The following is a 3,409-nucleotide window of genomic DNA, read 5'->3' as shown; positions in this document are numbered from 1 at the left end:
TACGCTGAAGTGCAAAAATAATTTCGTGACCATCAACACCGCCATCAAAGAGGCTTCGTCGATGATGACGAAACCTCTTTTTTATTCGGAGCAAAATGGGCAGTAAATACAAAGTATAAATAGCTGCAACGTCCAATGGCTCGCACTTAATTGGAACAACCAATGGGAATCATGTAAAAAACACCCGGCATTGGCTCGGCATAATCGCCAGAGAAGCTTGCCACCACACACTTCACCAGAACTCATAGGCCCCAGTCCGCGCGCAGCGATGTCTGGGGCTATTCCTTGAATCACTATGCTGAGTGCATCGCACTACCTTGGCTTAGTAGTAGCAAAAAGCAGGCTCCCGACTTGGGCAATCTTTTCAGATTGCATCTAGGACTTGCCTCACTTCGGCCATTAGGCAGGTAAAACTATGACGCTATCTTCCACCACGCTCACGCTAGAATAGTTACTTTTAGGAGCTAGCACACTTCACGCCGCGAAAAAGAAAGCTCCATCATCATCTTTTGTATCGATGATATCGGCTAGGGCGAGGTCGGCGCCTATGGCCAAGAGGCAATCAAGAAACCCTCTATAGTTGCTCCTGCCAAGGCTCCCTTACCTGCAACTGCACTCACGATAGATACAGTCCTTCAAAAGCAAGAATACTCGACTGCTTGCATCGGCAAATGAGGACTTGATCTCCCATTCGATTAAGCTAGCCCTCTCAAGCAATGATGCGACTTGTACTGAGCCCAAGGCACCTCTGTAAGAACAACAAAAAGTAGGCCTAGTTGGCAATTATCATGGCCTCATGAGTGAGATTTATGCATCGGGCGTCATCGAGGGATAAAGTCTACAATTTTAAATAGGAGATCGCTCGAGCTTCATGAACTTTCTAGATCTTCAAATAGGTGACGATGTTCAAGAGGCAATTCCATTGGGGGTTTTAAGGAGTTGATTTAGCGCGATGGAACCAACGAAAGTAACAAGTTATTTGTCGGTTTTCGTGAGCTTCTCGATGGTCAAAGTCTAGTTGCTAAAGAAGATCGTAGTATTTTGCCAGCTTTATTGAGGCTCCAAAACAAAGGAATACGAGAGAGCAAAACAAGCAAATTAAAGAAGGTGAGCGTCTCGACGGATTTGAAAAAAAGGTTCGCCCAAGGGAGCACAAAAAGACTGTGATATTCGATAAACCAAGAAGAATACCGAGACTCACTTTGGCTACAAGAATCACCCAACGGTTGATGTAAAAAGTAAACTAATCGACGCTCATGTGACAACGCCTACAAGTGTTCACGACAGCCAAGTCTTTGAGGGTCTAGTAGATGAAAAGGATAAGGTATTATCCTGAGCGATAGTGCCTGTAAATCTCAGGCCGATGAAGAAGTTCTCCTTAAGCACAACCTCGAAGACTTCACCATTCTCAAAGCAAATAGAAACTCACTCTTGAGCGATGATAACAAAATTTATAACAAGAAGGTCCGCCGCATTCCAGTACGCGTGGTGCACGTGTTTGGCAGGATGAAATATATGGCTGCAGGCATGTTCTGACGAATAGTACCTGAAAGAAGCTAACCAACATAACTCCCTATGCAACCTGAGCTACAATATGGGGCGCTACGCCATCGTGTAGCGATAGCTTCTGACAATCGTAGTAACACCCCAAGATCATAAGATAAATCACAAGGCTAAGCAGCCCCACTCCAGCTAAGCACGCCAAACTGAACACAGATAGCCGCTAGAAAATGTCAAATATAGCGATTTTACTCAAACTCTGGATTGGAGAATATTGCTTTATTATACATTAGTTATGTTGCCACTTTTATCGTGTAGCGTGATATGGTATTGGTTATAGAGTGAGTGAAATCTAACTAGTCGACCTCTATAAGGCCAAGGCTACCTTGCTGCTCCTAGCCCTTTAGTTTTACTTCATCGTATCTGTCAGCTAGGACGTCGACTGTTTGGCGTACTGAGCTCCCAACTAAGCCTGTCATCTCAGTTTCTAACTGAGGATATTTTCGCTTACTCTCCTGACAGATCTCGGCCACGTCCCCACCCACACCAGCATGTCTACCCGGCCCAGCGAATAACATCGAGACTATAACCTTCTTTTCATAACCTTGTGTGCCAAGAAGGCGTTCTAACAAAGGTTCGTTAAAATCATACTCTGCTCCCTCACGGCGCTCCATGGAGCACGCTGTGACTCGGCACTGCTTATCAACCAAGCACTTCTGTAATTGCATAGCCACTATTTCACGCACATCGTTCACTGCCCTAGCTGGCGTTCCGTGGTCACACATCGCCACATTGGCATGTGACCAACCAAGCTCGTCCATCTTGTCGTGAACCAATCCCGCCATGATTTCAGCAACCCGGGAATCATCATGCCTCACCAATGTAGGGGCGATGGCGACCTTCAGCTCTTCCCAACCTTCCTGCCTAAGCTCACTCAATCGCCTCGGCAGATAATCCACCAACGCTCCACTCGGTCCAAAAAATAAAGGCACGATGGTAAACACATCATGCCCCAGCTCCCTCTGAGCACGCAGGAATGGCACCAAAGTCTGAGCTGCTTCGCCATCTAGCTCAGCCGGGTTCAGCTTAGCCGAGTGGAGCAACGAGACTGGCCTCACCGGCTTCTGTAGTTTCTCACCTAAAGCCTTCGCCAAAATACGCAGTTGGAGCGTAGCCTCAGCCCTCAATGAGCCATTATCCATCAGAACTATAATCTCTTCCTCTGCTGCCATAGTACTATTTAGTAGCACATTACCCAGTCGTCAAAAACCAATCACAATTTTAGTAAAAAAAGCATTGCCATCAACCTGATCGCTCGTTAGCTTCCGCCCACCTCGCTAGGGGTAACATTTAAGAGAGTTGGGTCGGTGTCAGAGTGGTCGAATGAGCTCGCCTGGAAAGCGTGTGTGGCAGTAATGTCACCGAGGGTTCGAATCCCTCCCGGCCCGCCATCTTAAGCAAACGCCGTAACCATAGTGGTTCGCGGCGTTTCTTGTTTCTAGGAGAGGCCCAAGAGCTGTCAAAATTACCATCTCCAAAAATGACACCTCAGGGTTCCCCCCCAGCAGAGCTACTGTAGCTATTTTGCTGCCAATGCATTTCTGGCCATCAACAATGCCCCCCTGATACCAGCTTGATTACCCAGCGCAGGGTGAACCAGTAAGGAATCATCAGTCTTCCAGTATCCACCTGCGAGCTCGGCATATTTCAGTTTCACTTTTTCTAAAAGGAAGTCCTGCTCCATCACGCCCCCCCCTAAGATTATTCTCTCTGGAGCATAGCATGCCACAAGGTTTTGCACCATTGCTGCTAGGTACCCCGCTTGCAAATCCCAAGCCTCATGCTCTCGGCCAAGCTCTTGAGCAGGGACTCCCCATCGCTTACCCAGAGCAGTTCCACTAGCCATCCC

Annotated in this window: 2 protein-coding genes and 1 tRNA gene; 1 reads left to right on the top strand and 2 read right to left on the bottom strand. The window is 47.5% G+C overall.

Annotated features, from left to right (window positions below; translation table 11 throughout):
- Window positions 1-1,895: 1,895 nt before the first annotated feature.
- On the bottom strand, window positions 1,896-2,732 hold the full coding sequence (locus ABGY95_RS00130; protein WP_347439651.1) for a cobalamin biosynthesis protein CbiX: 837 nt from the start codon (window positions 2,730-2,732) through the stop codon (window positions 1,896-1,898).
- A 129-nt stretch (window positions 2,733-2,861) separates the two neighbouring features.
- Here ABGY95_RS00130 and ABGY95_RS00125 point away from each other — a divergent pair.
- A tRNA-Ser gene (locus ABGY95_RS00125) sits at window positions 2,862-2,951 on the top strand.
- A gap of 128 nt (window positions 2,952-3,079) precedes the next feature.
- On the opposite strand, the gene ABGY95_RS00120 is transcribed toward ABGY95_RS00125, so the two are convergent.
- Window positions 3,080-3,409, bottom strand: a 330-nt coding sequence (locus ABGY95_RS00120) for an ROK family protein (RefSeq protein ID WP_347439650.1), incomplete at its 5' end; no start/stop codon positions are given.

The sequence above is a fragment of the Rubritalea sp. genome (assembly GCF_039830215.1).
Lineage (GTDB): Bacteria > Verrucomicrobiota > Verrucomicrobiia > Verrucomicrobiales > Akkermansiaceae > Rubritalea.
Note: the sequence above shows the minus strand (reverse complement) of the source record. Positions and strands in the feature narration are given on the sequence as shown.